The sequence below is a fragment of the Paenibacillus sp. GCM10023252 genome, from assembly GCF_042653305.1.
GTDB lineage: Bacteria > Bacillota > Bacilli > Paenibacillales > Paenibacillaceae > Pristimantibacillus.
Window position 1 is genome coordinate 20,509 of record NZ_JBHSHW010000009.1, and the last position, 15,650, is coordinate 36,158.

Genomic DNA, 15,650 nt, shown 5'->3' on the forward strand with positions numbered 1-15,650 from the left:
TATGCCTTCATGACCCCGAAAAAAAAAGCGAATCCCTCTTCCTCGAGGAATTCGCTTCATTAATTGCTTAGAGCTGCTATGCCACTCTGCGAGCTGTCGTATAGTGATCAGACCACCAACCGGAAGTCAGAGAGGACACGGTAACGCCTGGCTTGCCGTACGTGTGGATGAATTTACCGTTGCCGATATAGATGCCGACATGGTGAATAGGAGAGTAGAAGAACACAAGATCGCCAACTTGCAGATTTTTCTTAGCTACATAGCTGCCGCGCTTCGACTGTTCCTTGGAAGTACGAGGCAAGGTTGTGCCGATCTGCTTGAAGACATGCTTCGTGAAGGAAGAACAGTCGAAGTAACGAGTTGTGCTTGTTGAAGCGCCGAACTTATATTTTACGCCGATGTATCTTTTGGCGGTGGACACAATTTTGGATTTCTCACTAGCGGTTGCAGCCGATGCATGCTGTGCAGGCAGGACGGCAGCTGCCCCTCCGAAGGCAAGGGTAAGGCTCAGGGCTACAGTCGTCAATCTAGTTCTTAGGGAGTATTTATTCATGATGGTATAATTCCTCTCTGCTATGAATTGGTGAGCCGATGAATCTCGTAAACTCACAATAACATAGATGAATCCTGCCAATGCTTTCCTCTGAGACCATAGAACCATGCAGGGCAAGACTTCTTACCCTATTGTGAGAAATTCATGAGAATCCTCTCATCCATAGATGAGTAAAATAAAGAAAAGCCTGCCGCGGCAAGCACGACAGACTTTGATCTCCCAGGGTGGTATAATTGGAGGGTCTATACCGAAGAAATACCCCCTACTCCAGCGCCGCCTCCGAGGGAGGCTAGAGCGATGACAATGAGGCCTATGAAGCCTAGCACAATCAAGCTGTTAAGCACGATACCGACAATGGCGAGCGCCTTGCTATGCTTCTTGGAGGCTGCGCCGATTATGCCTAGAATCAGTCCAACGAACGCTATGGCAATAGACCCGAATGGCAGCAGAGCACCGATGATGACGGAAGGGCCTAGCTCATTCAGCAGCTCATCTTGGTTCATGCTGTCAAGCAGCTCGGGATTTGTGACGAATGTGCTGTTCATGATCCCTTGAGTAAGCAGGACGATTCCGATTATGATGGTGACGATTGCAATTAGCGAGATGACGAAGGAAGCAATACCTAACCCGGAAGCTTTTTTTGGCGCCTGGCCATGTCCTTCGACTGGATGCTCTTGGTTATTCGTCATGTTCCCCGATTCTGACTCTATACGATTATGATCGTTCATTGTCCATCTGCTCCTTTTTTTGCTCTTTTTGGTCGCGATTTTGGAGATGCTAGGTAGTACGGTTAGATTATACATAATAATGGAAGGGATGAGAATACAGATGTTTCCAAAATATGTTGCAATCGGCGCGATTCATGCCGCCCTTGCTATTGCTCTAGGCGCTTTCGGCGCTCATGGACTGGAAGGCAGAATCTCCGAGCATTACCTGACGGTGTTCGAGACAGGAGTCCGTTATCAGATGTACCATGGCCTCGCCTTGATCCTGCTTGCCTTATTCGCAGATCGGTTGAATCAGCCTAAGCGGCTTATCTGGGCCGGAAGATTGATGCAGACAGGTATTATCTTGTTCAGCGGCAGCCTCTATGTACTCAGTCTGACGGGTATTAAGGTACTTGGTGCGATTACCCCGCTTGGCGGTGTTGCCTTCATTACCGCTTGGGTACTCTTGATCATCACGGCATTCAAGTCGAAGGGATGACATTAATCGACATTAATCTATATATTTCGCCATAATATCAGAGCAAACTAGTAAAAATTTCTATACCGAATGCTTCCCATCGTTTATAATGAGAATGTTGTTCATTAGACGTCGACTAGGGAGGGAAGCTGGTGCTTGACAGCCGATTAGAGAGTTCGCCTAGAGCAGAGGAACAGCAGGCGCCTAAGCTTTTCCTTGAATCCTATAGAATTAGCCTAATTATGCAGAGCTTAGCAGCCGTGTGGATGATAGGTTCATTCATGCTCATTGACACTAAGGTCATTCAGTGGTCATCCATGGCTATTGGCTTCTTAATCTTACTTGCCTCTCTTATATATGCTCCCTACACAAGGCGAGGCTTCTATAATTCCTTCCGCTTGTATCATACACCATTAGTGGAGACACTGCTCAGGTCGAATGCGCTGCCCCTTGCGGTATTGAACGAGGATGGCACCTTCCTAGAGATGAATGAAGCAGCAAGCCGTGCCCTTGGTTACGAGAAGGCGGAGCTGCTAGGGTGTCCATATATCACCTTCGCAGAGCAGGCCAGCCGGGCACCGCTTGCGGAAGCTATGAAGGCTGCGTTGCATGGCGAATACCGAGAAGTGTCCATCAGTATGCTTCATCGATCCGGGTTCCCGCTGGATGTCCAGATGACTTGCTCACCGATGACTTCGCGCGGCAAGGTAGTGGGAATAGCCATTATCAGTCATGACTTAAGCGACCGGAAGCGCCATGCAGAGCGGCTTCGGTATATGGCGAACTATGATGATATGACAGGGCTTCCTAACCGGACATTGTTCCAGCATATGCTTAGCGAGGAGCTCACCAAGAGTAAGAATTATGGCAATCGGGTTGGACTCTGCTACTTGAATGTAGATCGATTCAAGCTTGTCAATGCCTCCTATGGCAGAGAATATGGCGACATGCTTCTGATGCAGATTGCAGAGAGGCTTGCCAGCAGTCTAACGGATGAGTCTATCGCTGCGAGGATGGAAGGGGATGAATTCGTTGTTCTGTACAATGCTCTTCAATCGGAGGAGCAGCTGATCGAGCTGGCAAGAATTCTGCTTCGCAGGATGGAGGAGCCATTCGTCCTGCAGGGCTCTCCGATTCATATTACGGTAAGCATAGGGTTATCTCTAACAAGCGGAGTTGAAGAGGATGCCTTGGCCCTGCTTAAGAAGGCAGATATCGCTCTCTGCAAGGTTAAGGAAGGGGCCATTAACGATTGCTTGCTCTATTCAGACAGCTGGAATAATAATTCTTCCTTAGAGCGCCTTACCTTGCAGCATGAGATGTACCGGGCCATTCAACGAGAAGAGTTCGTCCTTCATTATCAGCCTCAATATGACATGCTGACTGGAACAATTGTCGGTGTTGAAGCTCTGGTCAGATGGCATCATCCGCAGCGAGGAATTATTCCACCAGGCCAGTTCATACCTCTAGCTGAGGAGAGCGGAATGATTGTGCAGATTGGGGATTGGGTGCTTGAAGAAGCTTGCAGGCAGAACAAGTCCTGGCAGGACGAGGGATTGCCGCCGATCCCCGTATCGGTTAATCTCTCCATTCGTCAGTTCCTGCAGCATGACCTGGCCCGCAAGGTTGAAGATGTACTGATCCGTACTGGATTGTCCTCGGACTATCTGGATCTCGAGATCACAGAGTCCATGTCGATGGATATGGACTACGTATCCAGATGTCTCAATGATCTGACCAAGCTGGGAGTAGGCATTAGTGTAGATGACTTCGGAACTGGCTACAGCTCCTTCAATTACTTAAGGAGCTTCCCGATCGATCGGCTTAAGATTGATCGTTCCTTCTTAATGGACATCCAGCAAGTGCCGGGGGACGCGGAGATTGTTGCCGCCATTATCGCTATGGCTCATAATCTGAATATACAAGTCATTGCTGAGGGAGTAGAGACAGAGGAGCAGATGGAATTCCTGCGGGCTCATCAATGTGATGAGATGCAGGGCTATTATTGGAGTCCTCCTGTAACAAGCGCTCACATGGCAGATATGCTCAGAATGGATGCTTAAGCATGCAGAACCAGGTTTATTGATGATCAAAACCCGTTACCACGAGAAGCTGTAAGGCTTCTGTGTAGTAACGGGTTTTTTTTGGGGGGGGATTAGGCCGGGTTGCAGCTCTATCGTTCTATTAATCTATGATGTCTTCAATCTCGTTCAATCGGAACGTATAGACTTGCTTCTCATCTACGTGGTAGACCGTAATGACGTTAGCTGATACATCCAGATTAATAATTCGGCAGGGAATGCTCAGCTTAATGCCGAGACCCTTATTGACAATTAAGCGAATCAGCTTGTTCGACTTCATGAAGGCCTTCATTCGATCATAGGCATCAGAGGCTTGCTCCTCAGTCTGTCTGTCAGAATTACTTGGATTGTTAACTTCGGCGGCGGGCTTCTGTACCGGAATTGGAATGGCAGTTGAGGCTGCTGCCTTCACCTGCTCCAGTTGTCGTCCGAGCTCTACCCCGGAGTGGATCCGATAGTCGATGAAGTTACCCTGATTGAGGCTGTGAATGAGCTTCTCTAGTGCCTTGGCACTAGATTCTTCTTCTATTAATAGTTCGACTTGGAATATATAAGGTGATTGAGAAGGCATGTTAGTTCCTCCGGCTTATTCAGATACATCTAATATACCACTGATCCCCCCGTTGATGTAGCCTTCGTAAAAATAAGCATATATCAGGGGGCCGCTCCCCCAAATACGCATATAGTGAAGGGATGGACACTCGTATGCGCGATGAGGAGGTGGACGAGATGATGAGGATGGTTCCTTACACGCTCTCAGATGGAAGTACTGTGCTTGGAGTAGAAGTGAAGCTGCCTAAGACAACTCTCTTAGCTGTGACGACGGACAAAGGGTATATCATGTGCGGTGCCCTGGATGTTGGTCTGCTCAATGAACGCTTGCGTGACCGCGCTATTATAGCCGGCCGTGCAGTCGGGGTCAAGACGCTAGAAGAATTAATGGAAGCGCCGCTGGAATCGGTAACCACGTCTGCCGAGGCATTAGGTATTACACCTGGAATGAAGGGTGCTGACGCCCTTCTGCTCATGATATAACGCCATACCTAGTAAGAGCCCCTGCTGCTAGCTGCCTTCGGCAGGCTGCTCCCACAGGGGCTCTATCTATGAAGGAATTAAGCTTCGAACAGCTTCTTCAGGTTGTCCGCATAGGGGGCAGTAACGATGCCCTTCTCCGTAATGATGGCCGTGACATACTCATGCGGAGTAATGTCGAAGGCAGGATTGTACACCTTCACGCCCTCAGGCGCTGTACGCTTGCCGAACGCTTCAGTAATCTCTTCCTCCGGGCGCTCTTCAATCGGGATCTCTGCGCCTGTAGGAGTAGTAAGATCAATGGTGGACAAGGGACAAGCAACATAGAACGGAATGCCGTGCGCCTTGGCTAGCACAGCTACACTGTATGTGCCAATCTTGTTGGCGACATCGCCGTTCGCTGCGACGCGGTCGGTTCCTACGATTACAGCATCGACCCAGCCCTTGCTCATGACCATGCCGGCCATATTGTCGCAGATGAGGGTAACGTCAACTCCTGCTTGCTGCAGCTCGAAGGCGGTCAATCGCGCGCCTTGAAGGACAGGCCGCGTCTCATCGGCGAATACGCGGATGGACATGCCCTTCTCCTTCGCCAGGTAGAAGGGAGCGAGTGCGGTACCGTACTTCGCCGTAGCTAGTCCTCCAGCATTACAGTGAGTGAGTACACCCATATCATCCTTGAATAGAGTAAGAGCATGCTCGCCAATTAGCCTGTTCGTCTCCTCATCCTCACTCTGGATGGCAATCGCCTCCTGCAGGAGCAGCTCTTGGCACTTGGCTGGACTGTGCTCTTCCTTGGCAAGAGACGCCGCTCTGGCCTTCATCCGGTCGAGTGCCCAGAATAGATTAACCGCTGTTGGCCGTGAAGTGGCTAAGTACTCTGCTTGCTTAGTCACCTCTGCCTGCCAAGCTTCCATGGAAGCTTGCTCCCCGCTGCTTCCGAGAACAACACCATATGCAGCCGCGATGCCTATCGCAGGAGCTCCACGTACCTTCAGATGCCGGATGGCTTCCCACACCTCTTCTGCAGTCGTCAGCGGAAGATACACGATCTCGCCAGGCAAGAGCCGCTGATCAAGCAGGTCCAGTCTGTCACCCGCCCATATGACGGACTGCAGGCCGATTGATTCTGTAGTCATAATGCTTCGCTTCCTCTCTAGGTGCTTACAGCTGATGCTGCTTTTGTTGCGCCTTGTGCAATATCAATTAAGCTCTCAATAGAATGGGCCGAGCGATTCGTCAGGATAAGCTCCTTGCCTATGCGCAGTGCAAGCCGCTGCGCGGACTCCTTGGCAGCTGCATCTGGGATGCGGTCGATATCTGCTACATGGGCCAGTCCGACGATGCGGCGTACCATCTTGCAGCCTGCGAAGCCGATGGCATCCTGCAGCAGCTGCTTCATATAGAAGTCTTGATAGCCGATTGTGTCATTAGCGAGCCGATCTACTCCATGCTCATCCCATAGCTTACGGAACTTCGCCTCGAAGCCTGTCCATATGTCACGAATCATCTGAAGCAGCTCGCTGCGGACTTCTCCGCGCAGATCGGCTGCACTCCAGTGTTCTTGACCAGCATAGTTCAGCAGCAGATTCGCCAGCACCGCTCCGATATCGAAGCCCATCGGACCGTAATAGGCGAATTCAGGGTCAATGACCTTGGTAGACTCCGGAGTGGCGAACACGCTGCCTGTATGAAGGTCGCCGTGGAGGAGCGCCTGAGCATTCGTCAGGAACTTATGGCGTAGAATGGCGACCTCAAGATGGAGCCTGTTGTCCTCTCGAAGGGCCGCGGCCTCGTCTGCAATCGCCTCATCGAAGGAGTTATTGTCCGATACCGTATAAGGATCATCGAAGATGAGATCCTCGGTAATTTTGCACAGCTCGGGATTGATGAATTGCTGCACACGCTGCTTCTTCTCTTGCTGATTCAATCCAAGATCTGAAGTGAAGAATAAGGTCTGAGCCATGAACGTAGAGATATGGTCCGCGAAGAGCGGGTATCGTACGCCGTCCATGAGGCCTTGTCTCATAATGACATGATCGCTCAGGTCTTCCATGACCGTGAGAGCCATCTCCGCATCATAATGATACACTTGCGGGACTAGCCCGGGCGCCAGCTTGTTCTGCAGGAGCAGTGCTTCGCTCTCAATGCGCGCGCGGTCCAGTGTTAGAGGCCAAGACTCCCCCACGACCTTCGCATAAGGGAGAGCTTGCTTCATGATGAGGCTCTTCCCGCTTGACGTATCTTGAATGTGGAACACGAGATTCAAGTTGCCGTCACCAATCTCACGGCTCACCAGCTTAGCCTCTTCCGAGAAGAATTCAGGGAGCGTTCTAGCGAGCTCTACGGCTTGTTGTTCAGTTAAGGGATGATAAGCAGACATACGTCCACCTCCGATTTTATGTTGGTTTAGCAAGGCGTTCTTTTGTAGAATAGTCCTGCCCTATAGTATAAAGGATATTATTTCGCCGTGGAATACTTTCATTTGTTATAATAAAAGCTATTGTGTGAAGACGGAGAGGAGAGTACATATGTCAGACCTAGTAGAGAAGGGGCCGATTGCGCTTAAGGAATGGGCCATTACCGTACAAGCGCTTGCTGAAGGCGAGCAGATTATGGTCATGCGCAAGGGCGGTATTATTGAGGAGACGAGAGACTTCGAGCTGATCAGCCAAGCGTTCTATCTTATGCCTGCCCATGAGCATCAGAAGGAGCATCTGCTGAAGGACAGCCATAAGGCTAAGCTGAGTGATCTGCTGGAGCAAGGAGGGCTGGACAGGGACAAGGTGAAGCTTGATGCGTATGCCGAGGTGGCGCTGGACATTGAGATTAGAGACCAGGAGACATTGGATTCACTGCGTGCCTATCATATATGGACAGATACGTTCGCCGAAGAGCGGTTGAAGTGGAAGAAGACGAAGCCGCTCCATCTGCTGCTGCTGCGCGTGTACAAGCTGGAGACACCTATCGAGATTCCGATGCGCGACGCCTACAACGGATGCAAGTCATGGGTCAGAATCGAGGACAAGCTGCCCGAGGGGACGAAGATGACACCTGCATTAAGTGATTCTGCCTTCGAAGAGCAGTTGAAGCTCATTACTCATGCGTTGTCTATTCAGCCAGGAGAAGCGCATGAATGATGCCTTGCTGCGCTTGATGAAGGCATAACCTGCATTGATTTATAACTAGAATTATTATAAACTAATAGATGAGAATCAGTGAGAATCACTGTATGAGGGACGGCATTCGCTAAGGTGCTTACATTCCGTGCAGTATACGACACTTATAACTAACCGTGGAGGGATCAGCATATTATGGCAACACACTTCGCTATCGAAGGCCTAAGAGCAGCCATCGAAGGAAAAGAAATTCTGAAGGGGATTAACATCGAGATTAAGGGTGGAGAAGTTCATGCCATCATGGGACCGAACGGAACAGGCAAAAGTACACTAGCCTCTGCACTGATGGGGCATCCTAAATATGAAGTAACAGAAGGTACTGCTACGCTTAATGGGGAAGACCTGCTGGACATGGCAGTGGATGAGCGCGCACGCGCTGGTCTGTTCCTGGCGATGCAATATCCAAGCGAGATCACAGGCGTAACGAACTCTGACTTCCTTCGCAGCGCAATTAATGCAAGACGCGAGGAAGGCAGCGAGATCTCCCTCATTAAGTTCATCCGTCAGATGGAGGGCAAGATGAAGGATCTGGAGATGAACAAGGAGTTCGCTCATCGCTACTTGAATGAAGGCTTCTCCGGCGGCGAGAAGAAGCGTAACGAGATTCTGCAGATGACGATGCTGGATCCGAAGATTGTTGTACTCGACGAGATTGATTCCGGCCTCGATATCGATGCCCTGAAGATCGTATCGAACGGCGTGAACGCGATGCGTTCCGAGGACCGCGGCTTCTTGATCATCACACACTATCAGCGCTTGCTGAACTATATTACACCTGACTTCGTTCACGTCATGATGCAAGGCCGCATCGTCAAGTCCGGCGGCCCTGAGCTCGCTGAGCGTCTGGAGAACGAAGGCTATGATTGGGTGAAGGAAGAACTAGGCATTGAAGATGAGACTGTCGGCCAGGCTTAAGGCGCGAAGAAGGGGGCATAACGTATGAGTACACAACTAACGACTCCAACTGACCGTCAGTCCGCTGAGGCGCTTGCACGCTCCAAGGGAGAGCCGGAATGGCTCGTAGCCTTGCGCGGCGAGGCAGCCGAGCTGGCCGGCACGTTGGAATGGCCGAAGCCGGAGAAGATGCGGATTGACCGCTGGAATCTTACCGCTGTCGGCAGCTATGAAGGTCAGCAAGCAGTGGGTTCCGTAGCTGAACTGCCTGAGATTGTAAGAGAGCTGGTTGCGGAAGGCACGGAGAACCTGCTCGTGCAGCGCAACTCAGGCGCTGTGCTGAAGCAGCTTAGTGAGGAGCTTAAGGCGAAGGGCGTTATCTTCACCGATCTGGAGACGGCTTGCAAGGAGCATGGCGATCTGGTTCAGAAGTACTTGTTCCAAGCAGTAGCGAAGGATGAGAGCAAGCTGCAGGCGATGCATGCGGCACTCTGGAACGGCGGCGTATTCGTATACGTGCCGAAGAATGTAGAGGTAGAGCTGCCACTGCAGGCGGTGCTGTACAATGACAACGCGGATGCTTCGTTCGCGCCGCATATCTTAATCGTAGCGGACAACAACAGCCGCGTCACTTATGTAGATTATGTAGTTACAGATCCCGGCAAGATTACGACTCCGTTCGTTCATCATTCTGTCGTCGAAGTGTTCGTGAAGCCGGGTGCGCTCGTTCGATTCGGTTCGGTTCACCACATGGCTGAATCAGGTGCTGACTTGACGGTTCGCCGTGCAATCGTTGAGAACGATGGACGCATTGAATGGGTGCTCGGCGATCTTCATGACGGGGTTACGTTGTCAGAGACGAAGTCCGTGCTTAAGGGCAATGGATCCACTTCCGATGCGAAGGTTATCTCTGTAGGGGCGAATGCGCAGAAGATGAGCTTGACGACAGAAGCTGTTCACTTCGGTCGCAGCTCGGACAGCAACATGGTTACTCGAGCTGTGATGAAGGACGAAGCTACAGCCATTATCAACGGCATTACGAAGATTGAGAAGGGCGCTACGAAGGCTAACGGCGTGCAGACCGAGAAGGTCCTCATGCTGAGCCCTAAGGCACGCGGAGACGCGAATCCGATTCTTCTCATCGATGAAGACGATGTAACGGCTGGACATGCAGCAAGCGTAGGACAAGTGAATCCGGAGCAAGTCTACTACCTGATGTCACGCGGCATCTCGAAGGAGACGGCGGAGAGGCTCATCATATACGGCTTCCTGGCACCTGTTGTGTCTGAGATTCCTATCGATACGGTTCGTGTTCAGCTCCAGCGCTTGCTCGTAAGGAAGCTTGAGGGATGAATATACAAGCGATTAGAGAACAGTTCCCTATCCTGAACCAAGAGATTAACGGGCATCCGCTCGTCTATCTGGACAGTGCTGCGACCTCGCAGAAGCCGCGTTCCGTCCTCGATGCCATGAAGCGTTATTATGAGCTGGATAATGCGAATGTGCATCGCGGCGTTCATACGCTTGGTTCCAGAGCGACCGATGCCTATGAGGGAGCTCGGGAGAAGGTAGCTAAGCTGCTGAATGCAGCCAGCACGGATGAGATTATTTTCACCCGGGGGACCACAACTGCCCTTAACCTAGTCGCATCCTCCTATGCCCGGTCTGCCTGCAGCGAAGGGGACGAGATTGTCATTACTCCGATGGAGCATCACAGCAACCTCATTCCTTGGCAGCAGGTGGCGAAGGCTACTGGAGCAACGTTGAAGTACATTCCGCTGCAGCCTGACGGGACGATCTCTATTGCCGATGTAGAAGCAACGATTACTCCTCGTACTAAGGTTGTATCGGTCATGTACGTATCGAATGTTCTTGGCGTCATTAATCCTATTCGTGAGATTACACAGATTGCACATCGCAATGGAGCGGTTATGGTCGTCGACGGGGCACAGAGCACACCTCATATGAAGGTAGATGTACGTGACCTCGATTGTGACTTCTATGCCTTGTCCGGGCACAAGATGTGCGGTCCGACCGGTATCGGCGCCTTGTACGGGAAGAAGTCGCTGCTGTCGAAGATGGAGCCGATCGAGTTCGGCGGCGAGATGATTGATCATGTTGATCTGTATGAATCAACATGGAAGGATCTACCATGGCGCTTCGAAGGCGGAACGCCTATCATAGCAGGCGCGGTAGGGCTTGGCGCCGCGATTGACTTCCTGCAGGAAGTCGGTCTGGATGAGATTGATCAGCATGAGAAGCGTCTCGCTGAATATGCCTATACCAGACTGTCACAGCTGGAAGGCTTGACCGCTTACGGACCGGCTCACAATCGGGTAGGATTGGTCACCTTCAATCTGGAAGACGTTCACCCGCATGATGTCGCTACCGTATTAGATTCCAAGGGCATTGCCGTACGCGCAGGCCATCATTGCTGTCAGCCGCTTATGCGCTGGCTGAATGTATCGGCTACTGCGAGGGCAAGCTTCTATCTATACAACGATGAGGCGGATGTAGATCGACTGGTGGAAGGATTACTACAGACAAGGGAGTTCTTCGGCCATGCAATTGGATGATTTGTATCGCAGAGTCATTATGGATCACTACAAGAATCCCCGCAACCGCGGAACGATGGATGCTGAGTCTGTCACGATCAATCTGAACAATCCAACGTGCGGGGACCGAATTACGCTGCAGCTTCAAGTAGTCGAAGGAACGGTGACAGATGCGAAGTTCAGCGGCGAAGGCTGCTCAATCTCACTTAGTTCCGCTTCAATGATGACTGAGGCAGTGAAGGGCAAGACATTCGATGAAGCGCTCGAGCTTGCGGATAAGTTCTCCGGACTGATGAAGGGTGAACCCGTTGAATTCGACGATTACGAAGATATAGAAGCACTGTCCGGCGTGAACAAGTTCCCGGCAAGAATTAAGTGTGCGACACTCGCGTGGAACGCCTTGCGCAAGGGAATCGACAGCAATAGAGAATAATAGAAGGAGCGTGAATGAACGATGGCTAAGCAAATGCCCGAGATGGAAGATTATAAGTATGGCTTCCGTGATGAGCACAAGGCAATTTTCCAATCTGGCAAGGGTCTAACTCCCGAGATCGTACGTACGATCTCAGAGATTAAGAACGAACCGGAATGGATGCTGGAATTCCGCCTGAAGTCGCTCGAGCAGTTCTACAAGATGCCTATGCCGAACTGGGGAGGCAACATGGATGATCTGGACTTCGATGACATCCAGTATTATGTTCGTCCTTCAGAGAAGCAAGGGAAGACTTGGGAAGAGGTTCCGACTGAGATTAAGGAGACCTTCGACAAGCTTGGTATTCCTGAAGCAGAGCAGAAGTTCCTAGCAGGCGTATCCGCTCAATATGAGTCCGAGGTTGTCTATCACAGCATGCAGGAGGACTTGGAGAAGCAAGGGGTTATCTTCACCGATACCGATACGGCATTGCGTGAATACCCAGAGATCTTCAAGCAGTACTTCGGTACGATTATTCCTCCGAATGACAACAAGTTCGCTGCGCTCAACTCGGCCGTATGGTCTGGAGGAAGCTTCATCTATGTTCCGAAGGGTGTGAAGTGCGAGATTCCATTGCAAGCGTACTTCCGCATCAACTCCGAGAATATGGGCCAATTCGAGCGTACACTAATCGTAGCGGACGAGGACAGCCACGTACACTACGTGGAAGGCTGTACAGCGCCGATCTATAGCACGAACTCTCTGCATAGCGCAGTAGTAGAGATCCTCGCTCTGAAGAACGCTCGTGTACGTTACACGACGATTCAGAACTGGGCTCCGAACATCTACAACCTCGTTACGAAGCGTGCGGTTGCGGAAGAGAATGCGACGATGGAATGGGTGGACGGCAACATCGGCTCCAAGCTGACGATGAAGTATCCAGCAGTAGTCCTTAAGGGCCGCGGCGCGAAGGGTATGGTTCTCTCCATTGCGGTTGCGGGCAAGGGCCAGCATCAGGATGCAGGAGCGAAGATGACCCATCTGGCTCCGGATACGACGTCGACCATCGTGTCGAAGTCGATCTCCAAGCACGGCGGCAAGGTCACTTACCGCGGTCTTGCTTCCTTCGGACGTAACTCGGAAGGCTCGAAGGCGAACATTAAGTGCGACACACTCATTCTGGACAATGAGTCCACTTCCGATACGATTCCGTACAACGAGATCATGAACGACAACATCACGCTGGAGCATGAAGCAACGGTATCCAAGGTATCTGAGGATCAGCTGTTCTACCTCATGAGCCGCGGTCTTACCGAAGCGGAAGCGACGCAGATGATCGTCATGGGCTTCATCGAGCCGTTCACCAAGGAATTGCCGATGGAATATGCGGTTGAGATGAACCGTCTCATCAAGTTCGAGATGGAAGGGTCTATCGGTTAATTAAGCGATTATGCCAATAAGTGCCTGCAGTTCGGAATACGCGATTAGCGTATATCGGAATGCAGGCATTTTTATTAGATAATAACGAAGGGCTCCCTCCTCGGTCATGAACCGATTAGGCAGCCCCTCATATGTGTCTATCTCTTACAGCTGTACATGCTTAATCTCATACTGGCGCTCCAGCGTCAGGTCGATGAATTGCTCGTCGATCTTCACTAGAGGTCGGAAGAATTCTGTAGGATGTGTCATTACAATGACGCCAACTTCGCCGCTGACGAGCTCGACCCGCTTGCCGATAAAGTTCGGTATCATGTGCTTGATGAAGGTATGTGTCGTGAAGGGGTCTAACTGGTCGAAGCTTAGCTTATGAAGCTCCTTCAATACAAATAGCAAATCCCTCTTCTTCTGATAGACTCTCTCCGATATCATAGCGCTGTATATGTCTACGACAGAAATAATCTTAGAGATGGGATGAATACGTTCGCCAGTAAGACCTTGCGGGTAGCCGGTGCCGTCATTGCGCTCATGATGCTGAAGGGCAGCAAGGGCGAGAGTAGGATCTCCGAATGACTGCTCGATAATCTCATGGCCGTAGATCGTATGCTTCTTCACTTCTTCGAATTCTTCATCTGTCAATCTGTCGGGCTTATTCAGTATCGCTTCGCTTATTCGGCTCTTGCCGATATCGTGAAGGTAGCCGGTCTTCCCGATATGAATGGATTCTTCCTTCGAGTATCCGAGCCATGAAGCCAGATAGTAGGCGAGCATCCCGACTTGCACAGAATGCTGGTACGTATAATCATCAGCCGTATTGAGTAATAACAACATGGAGACGACATCACGTTCCATCTGGAAGTTGTCTACTAGCGGTTGGAATGCTCTCGTAACTTCTTCATCAGAGATGGCGCCTGCAGCTGTAGCGTTGTTGAACAGCGTCTCGAACCCTTTTACAGCGTTCTCATAGCTAGGCTGCACCGCAGGAAGCCACTTGGGATTAACGGAAGATTCCAACGTTCGGGATTCAGACTCTGCCTCAGATGTGGGTCCTTCTATATCAACATAATCGATCTGATGCTGGAACAGCTTAGATATCTCATTACTGTGAAGAATTGTTCCCTTGGACAGTACGTGGAGGCCGTAGCCGTTGAATGTATCATTCGTTAACCGGTCTCCGTTCTGTAAGTCTGTGACATGAACCCTCATCAAGACACCCCTGATTGGAATATAGTAGTTAATAGCTTCTATAGTAACAATGAATCATAGGATTGGCAATATGAGGTTAATCGTATGAGACTATATTCCTAGTAATTCAGTATAGATTCGATTAGCTGCCGTTAGATCATCGGTTCCTTGAACGAGTGCCCGGCCATCGGGGAACAAGATGAAGGTTAAGTTCTGTTCGAGCTGAAGCCGCATAACGAACGGGTTGTGTTCAATAGGACCGATAGGGCGTAGTCGATTGACGAGCTCGTGCAGGGGGGCTTCCAGCGGACGGCTGGGCGTAATCTGAACCGTGTGACGGCCGCATAAGGCGGCAGCAGCACGATGACTCATCTCTTCAGATAGATAATCGTAGTGATGCTTCCCGCAGGCAGGACAGTCTGCTCGGCGGGATTCCTTGATCTGAAGGGGCATCCACTGTCCTTGCCATAGATCAACCTGGAATAAGGTTCCATGGAGAGCCTGGCGGTTGCCGCTAAGCAGCTTCAACGCTTCCGTCGCTTGAAGTGAGCCGATTACATCTACTATAGGTGAGATTACGCCTGCTGTCTCACACGTATCGGCTGCTCCTGCGGCAGGCTGCTCGGGGAATATGCATCGGTAGCAGGGGGTCTCACCCGGCACAATCGTCATGGACATCCCACTGGCCCCGACAGCGCCGCCATAGATCCATGGAATATTATGCTTGATGCTGATGTCGTTCAGCAGATATCTAACGGTGAAGTTATCTGAACCATCTATAATCAAGTCTACATCACTTAGCAGAGACTCTGCATTGGCTGGAGTGACGTCGGCAATGACCGATTCAATGGTGATGGAGCTGTTAATAGCGCGTAAGCGAACGGCGGCAGCTTCTGCCTTCGGGAGCATTCGGCGTACATCTTCCTCATCATACAAGCTCTGTCTCTGCAGATTGCTCCAATCCACGATATCGCGGTCTATGATTCTAACTCGTCCTGCTCCTGAACGAACGAGATGCTGGGCAATGACGGAGCCGAGCGCTCCCGCGCCAACTATGGCAACAGAGCTGCCTCCGAGCGCGCTCTGTCCTCTCTCGCCGATTGGAGCATATCTGATCTGTCTAGCATATCTATTCAT

At 50.9% G+C, this 15,650-nt stretch carries 16 protein-coding genes; 9 read left to right on the forward strand and 7 right to left on the reverse strand.

Annotation, left to right across the window (positions count from 1 at the left end; all coding sequences use genetic code 11):
• Positions 1 to 76: 76 nt before the first annotated feature.
• Together ACFO9Q_RS06030 and ACFO9Q_RS06035 are read right to left on the reverse strand one after the other, a co-directional pair.
• Entirely contained in the window at positions 77 to 553 is a 477-nt protein-coding gene (locus ACFO9Q_RS06030) for a C40 family peptidase (protein WP_379179749.1), read from the reverse strand.
• Positions 554 to 795: 242 nt separating this feature from the next.
• A complete protein-coding gene (locus ACFO9Q_RS06035; protein ID WP_379179751.1) occupies positions 796 to 1,281 on the reverse strand; it encodes a hypothetical protein in 486 nt (161 codons plus the stop codon).
• Between the two features lie 100 nt (positions 1,282 to 1,381).
• Here ACFO9Q_RS06035 and ACFO9Q_RS06040 point away from each other — a divergent pair, with 100 nt between their 5' ends.
• Together ACFO9Q_RS06040 and ACFO9Q_RS06045 are read left to right on the forward strand one after the other, a co-directional pair.
• The gene (locus ACFO9Q_RS06040; protein ID WP_379179753.1) at positions 1,382 to 1,759 is read left to right on the forward strand and encodes a DUF423 domain-containing protein; all 378 of its coding nucleotides are present in this window, start codon (positions 1,382 to 1,384) and stop codon (positions 1,757 to 1,759) included.
• A 131-nt stretch (positions 1,760 to 1,890) separates the two neighbouring features.
• Entirely contained in the window at positions 1,891 to 3,801 is a 1,911-nt protein-coding gene (locus tag ACFO9Q_RS06045; RefSeq protein ID WP_379179755.1) for a putative bifunctional diguanylate cyclase/phosphodiesterase, read from the forward strand.
• 121 nt (positions 3,802 to 3,922) lie between these two features.
• On the opposite strand, the gene ACFO9Q_RS06050 is transcribed toward ACFO9Q_RS06045, so the two are convergent.
• Complete coding sequence (locus ACFO9Q_RS06050) at positions 3,923 to 4,390, reverse strand: hypothetical protein (RefSeq protein ID WP_379179757.1); 468 nt, start codon at positions 4,388 to 4,390, stop codon at positions 3,923 to 3,925.
• A 158-nt stretch (positions 4,391 to 4,548) separates the two neighbouring features.
• Here ACFO9Q_RS06050 and ACFO9Q_RS06055 point away from each other — a divergent pair, with 158 nt between their 5' ends.
• Positions 4,549 to 4,854 carry a YunC family protein gene (locus ACFO9Q_RS06055; protein ID WP_379179759.1) on the forward strand — a complete coding sequence of 102 codons (306 nt, stop codon included), beginning with the start codon at positions 4,549 to 4,551 and terminating at the stop codon, positions 4,852 to 4,854.
• Between the two features lie 77 nt (positions 4,855 to 4,931).
• On the opposite strand, the gene mtnA is transcribed toward ACFO9Q_RS06055, so the two are convergent.
• Positions 4,932 to 5,990, reverse strand: a complete 1,059-nt coding sequence (gene mtnA / locus ACFO9Q_RS06060) for an S-methyl-5-thioribose-1-phosphate isomerase (protein ID WP_379179761.1) — start codon at positions 5,988 to 5,990, stop codon at positions 4,932 to 4,934.
• A 17-nt stretch (positions 5,991 to 6,007) separates the two neighbouring features.
• Entirely contained in the window at positions 6,008 to 7,234 is a 1,227-nt protein-coding gene (gene mtnK / locus ACFO9Q_RS06065) for an S-methyl-5-thioribose kinase (RefSeq protein ID WP_379179763.1), read from the reverse strand.
• Positions 7,235 to 7,382: 148 nt separating this feature from the next.
• On the opposite strand from mtnK, the gene ACFO9Q_RS06070 reads away from it, so the two are divergent.
• From ACFO9Q_RS06070 to sufB, 6 genes are all read left to right on the forward strand, one after another.
• Entirely contained in the window at positions 7,383 to 7,991 is a 609-nt protein-coding gene (locus ACFO9Q_RS06070; protein WP_379179765.1) for a DUF1802 family protein, read from the forward strand.
• A 174-nt stretch (positions 7,992 to 8,165) separates the two neighbouring features.
• A complete protein-coding gene (gene sufC / locus ACFO9Q_RS06075; protein ID WP_379179767.1) occupies positions 8,166 to 8,945 on the forward strand; it encodes a Fe-S cluster assembly ATPase SufC in 780 nt (259 codons plus the stop codon).
• 24 nt (positions 8,946 to 8,969) lie between these two features.
• Positions 8,970 to 10,277 (forward strand): Fe-S cluster assembly protein SufD, encoded by a 1,308-nt coding sequence (gene sufD / locus ACFO9Q_RS06080; RefSeq protein ID WP_379179769.1) that lies wholly within the window; start codon positions 8,970 to 8,972, stop codon positions 10,275 to 10,277.
• Positions 10,274 to 11,500: a cysteine desulfurase gene (locus ACFO9Q_RS06085; protein ID WP_379179771.1), complete on the forward strand. Its 1,227-nt coding sequence runs from the start codon at positions 10,274 to 10,276 to the stop codon at positions 11,498 to 11,500. Before sufD ends, ACFO9Q_RS06085 begins: the two co-directional genes overlap by 4 nt.
• Positions 11,487 to 11,912, forward strand: coding sequence for a Fe-S cluster assembly sulfur transfer protein SufU (gene sufU, locus ACFO9Q_RS06090; RefSeq protein ID WP_379179773.1), 426 nt, complete (start codon positions 11,487 to 11,489; stop codon positions 11,910 to 11,912). The genes ACFO9Q_RS06085 and sufU overlap by 14 nt, the downstream gene beginning before the upstream one ends.
• A 21-nt stretch (positions 11,913 to 11,933) precedes the next feature.
• Entirely contained in the window at positions 11,934 to 13,331 is a 1,398-nt protein-coding gene (sufB, locus tag ACFO9Q_RS06095) for a Fe-S cluster assembly protein SufB (protein WP_379179775.1), read from the forward strand.
• A gap of 144 nt (positions 13,332 to 13,475) precedes the next feature.
• On the opposite strand, the gene ACFO9Q_RS06100 is transcribed toward sufB, so the two are convergent.
• Together ACFO9Q_RS06100 and ACFO9Q_RS06105 are read right to left on the reverse strand one after the other, a co-directional pair.
• Positions 13,476 to 14,534 (reverse strand): HD-GYP domain-containing protein, encoded by a 1,059-nt coding sequence (locus ACFO9Q_RS06100; protein ID WP_379179777.1) that lies wholly within the window; start codon positions 14,532 to 14,534, stop codon positions 13,476 to 13,478.
• Between the two features lie 90 nt (positions 14,535 to 14,624).
• Positions 14,625 to 15,650 carry a ThiF family adenylyltransferase gene (locus tag ACFO9Q_RS06105; protein ID WP_379179779.1) on the reverse strand — a complete coding sequence of 342 codons (1,026 nt, stop codon included), beginning with the start codon at positions 15,648 to 15,650 and terminating at the stop codon, positions 14,625 to 14,627.